Consider the following 3,077-nt stretch of genomic DNA (forward strand, 5'->3'; position numbering starts at 1 on the left):
TTGACTAATTAAATAACGGAATACAAAGTAACAATGGCGAAAAAAAACTTAATTTATACCCCTAGTTTGTCTTTTCTCTCTTAAGTTAATCAGATGATATTTGTTCATAAGTGCGAGAAATTACATTAAGTAACCTAGCATTTCGATGAAAAAGTGTCTCTACCTTGATGTGGCTACTGGCAATTCGTATATCAGACTCCAACAAAAAAAATTGACTATTGATGCTAATTAAATTTTTATTAAAGGCGCTTTGACTGCCTCCTCCTATCGCTTGACGAATTGCAGTTTTTGCCTCACTAAGTGAATTAAATGGTCTTTTATCAATAATGTTTTGCGCTAAAGAAATTGATAAATCTGGATGCAAACAACTAAGTACTTCTTTACTAGCAGTATTGATATTAACTGTTTTAATTAAACTGGATGCTGTTAAATAAGACTTTATTTTTAAATAATCCTTATACTCAATACCCTCTATTTTTCTAAGCGCTGACAAATGCTTAAATTTCTCTATTGGACGCTGTTTATTTACATACTCAATAATAAAATCACTCATAAAATCTTGCTTTAAGCTTGCGTTTAACTTGTTTAAGCAATTCATATAATTTGGATTGAGGTAAGCTTGAGTAGAATCATTATTAATTGAAAATAAATGATTGATATTAAAACGCGCCTGTACATCAACTATCCTTCCGTGAAGCTCGCCATTGGGAACTTCAATTGGAGGAATAATGGTTGTCCAATCTTCTTTCAAATGGTCGACTTTAGCATCATCATTTCTCAAAATACTTTTGGCCCATACTTCAAGGTTGTAAAGGTAATTAATGGTTTGACTAGTGTGAATGATATTTTTCGTGCTATTAAGATTAGAAGCTTGTTGTTGCCACATTAAACTCACAGCCAAACCGACCATTGCCACGATAATTAGCACACTGACTAGCACAATCCCTTTTTCATTTTTTTTATGCGCTATATTCATCTAGATCGCAAGCAATTGTTTAATCTCACCCCAGTAAGGGTGACTAAATTTAATTTCTATGGCTTTTAAATGGTTTTTATTGTTTTCATATTGCCAAGCTTCATGCCATTTATTTCGATTATCCAATACACGAATTTTTAATTGACTAACTTCCTTCAATAGTGCCAACTCAGCTATTCTTTCTATATCGGTTTTATCTTGACGCTTAATTATATTCGAACCAAATTCATAATGAATATTTAACAATGTATCATTTTGTATGCTATTTAGTTGCACACCTTTTTCATTTAATATGACTTCTTGATTAAATATCTGAGAGAAATCTCTCTCAAAGTAAAGTAGCGTTTTTTGCATTTCGCTTAAGGCTTGCGAATGCTTTTTTTGTACTGACTGGTGTTTAAATGTTGTTGTTAGCGTGCTGTAAGAAATTAAACTAATAACAGACAAAATCGCCATAACAATCAACACTTCCACCAAAGTAAAACCCTTTTGTTTCATTTCTCAAAGTAAAACACTAATTCAGCAATTGAGGCTTTAGCCTCTCGTTTGGCGATTGTTGGGTAGAGTGTTAAATCAGTCTTATTGATATTCTTATTCGGCGTTATCTGTGTATGAGACAGCCAATACCAAGTTTGCTTTCCTAGTGTGTATTCACCTGATTGATATCCAGTATTAGGTTTTCGACCTAGGCGTTTTTCTACACTTAAATTACTCAAAGCTAAATTCGCTAAAGTCTTTTGCTTAAAATAAATGATTTGTTGAGCATTTTGTTGATTTGCCTTAACCAAAGCACCCAGTGAAATAGCCACAATCGCAAGTGCAATTAATGTCTCAACAAGCGTAAAGCCCTTAGCGTTCATTGGTTTTAGTGTTGATTATGCTAGACTCATCATCTTTAGATAATATGATGGACGCTTGTGTTATAAATCCATTGGGTAGTATCTCAATGGTATCAACATCGGAGTCCACAGCAACTGAACCGAACTCTAATACCGGTAGTGCTTTATAGGGTTTCCAAGATGACTTATTTAAAGTTAATGATTGAATTTTGTTTGAACGAATAATTAAACGAATTGGTTTGTTATAAAGCTGCGCATGGTTCTGCGTTGATGCAATGTGGTTTTGTATTTTTACCTTCAAACTTTTCACAGCAGAAGGTTTAGCCAGGTTCATGCTTAAAGTAACTAAGCTTGTCAAAATACCAACGATGACAACAACAACCAGTAACTCAATCAGCGTGAATCCAGCATTGTGTTTTATAACAGAGTTGTTATTATTCCCAGTTGCCAATATCTTTGTTCTCATCGTTACCACCAGAAACACCATCAGCACCCAAGGTATATAAATCAAAAAACTTGGCATTATGTGCGCCTGGGTTTAAATATAAGTATGCCTTACCCCACGGATCTTTAGGCAGTGTCTTTAAATACGGACCCACCAGCACTTCCAAACCTTGTTCAGAATTTGGATAACCATATTTATCTAATTTATATAAATCAAGCATTGAAGAGATTACCTTAATATCATAATGTGCTTTTTGCACGCGCGCATCACCAACCTTACTGGTTAGCTTTGGTACGATAATACTGGCTAAAATACCAATAATTGCCATTACTACCAGTATTTCAATTAAGGTAAACCCATGTTGTTTTTTATTTTTTATTGTTTGCATTTATTTTATATTTAGTGAATTTTATGTAGGGAGAGAGTTGAGATTGACTATTCTTTCTTTTACCATCTTTCTAGTCTACCTATACTTTTCCCAGTCACATTATAGCCTGTAAAATCTTTTATCTGCATGATAAAAGATCCCTAATCCAAAAATAGAAATCAAAAAAACACACAAACCCCAACTGGTATAATGATTTCAACCAAAAAACCTCTTCACCCATTGGGTGAAAACACAAAAGACAACCACATCCCCTTTATACACAACCAAACCTTACTACATTTATGAACATTTTAAACTACAAACTGTCCTCTACCAACGAACTTCTAACCGCTCGCATTGGGCTACTTGCTACTGCACATACCATTAACACATTGAGTTTGTCTAATACCATTGATCAACACTTCCCAGTCCTTAATAGCAATTGTGCAC

Annotated in this window: 5 protein-coding genes; all 5 read right to left on the reverse strand. The window is 34.0% G+C overall.

The window, feature by feature from the left end; all coding sequences use genetic code 11:
- Positions 1 to 85: 85 nt before the first annotated feature.
- Genes gspK through gspG form a run of 5 tightly spaced genes read right to left on the reverse strand, consistent with a single transcriptional unit; the run spans position 86 to position 2,648 of the window.
- Positions 86 to 976 (reverse strand): type II secretion system minor pseudopilin GspK, encoded by an 891-nt coding sequence (gene gspK / locus BAZSYMA_RS05475; RefSeq protein ID WP_090716486.1) that lies wholly within the window; start codon positions 974 to 976, stop codon positions 86 to 88.
- A complete protein-coding gene (locus BAZSYMA_RS05480; protein WP_090716489.1) occupies positions 977 to 1,474 on the reverse strand; it encodes a prepilin-type N-terminal cleavage/methylation domain-containing protein in 498 nt (165 codons plus the stop codon).
- Positions 1,471 to 1,836 (reverse strand): type II secretion system minor pseudopilin GspI, encoded by a 366-nt coding sequence (gspI, locus tag BAZSYMA_RS05485; protein ID WP_090716492.1) that lies wholly within the window; start codon positions 1,834 to 1,836, stop codon positions 1,471 to 1,473. The genes BAZSYMA_RS05480 and gspI overlap by 4 nt, the downstream gene beginning before the upstream one ends.
- Positions 1,826 to 2,281 (reverse strand): prepilin-type N-terminal cleavage/methylation domain-containing protein, encoded by a 456-nt coding sequence (locus tag BAZSYMA_RS05490; RefSeq protein WP_195910113.1) that lies wholly within the window; start codon positions 2,279 to 2,281, stop codon positions 1,826 to 1,828. The genes gspI and BAZSYMA_RS05490 overlap by 11 nt, the downstream gene beginning before the upstream one ends.
- The gene (gene gspG, locus BAZSYMA_RS05495) at positions 2,250 to 2,648 is read right to left on the reverse strand and encodes a type II secretion system major pseudopilin GspG (RefSeq protein WP_090716498.1); all 399 of its coding nucleotides are present in this window, start codon (positions 2,646 to 2,648) and stop codon (positions 2,250 to 2,252) included. Before gspG ends, BAZSYMA_RS05490 begins: the two co-directional genes overlap by 32 nt.
- Positions 2,649 to 3,077: the final 429 nt, after the last annotated feature.

The organism is Bathymodiolus azoricus thioautotrophic gill symbiont, assembly GCF_001298715.1.
GTDB lineage: Bacteria > Pseudomonadota > Gammaproteobacteria > PS1 > Pseudothioglobaceae > Thiodubiliella.

Excerpts from the sequence above, each read along its gene's own strand:
- gspK (WP_090716486.1), bottom strand. The coding sequence starts at position 976 with ATGAATATAGCGCATAAAAAAAATGAAAAAGGGATTGTGCTAGTCAGT.
- BAZSYMA_RS05480 (WP_090716489.1), bottom strand. The coding sequence starts at position 1,474 with ATGAAACAAAAGGGTTTTACTTTGGTGGAAGTGTTGATTGTTATGGCG.
- gspI (WP_090716492.1), bottom strand. The coding sequence starts at position 1,836 with ATGAACGCTAAGGGCTTTACGCTTGTTGAGACATTAATTGCACTTGCG.
- BAZSYMA_RS05490 (WP_195910113.1), bottom strand. The coding sequence starts at position 2,281 with ATGAGAACAAAGATATTGGCAACTGGGAATAATAACAACTCTGTTATA.
- gspG (WP_090716498.1), bottom strand. The coding sequence starts at position 2,648 with ATGCAAACAATAAAAAATAAAAAACAACATGGGTTTACCTTAATTGAA.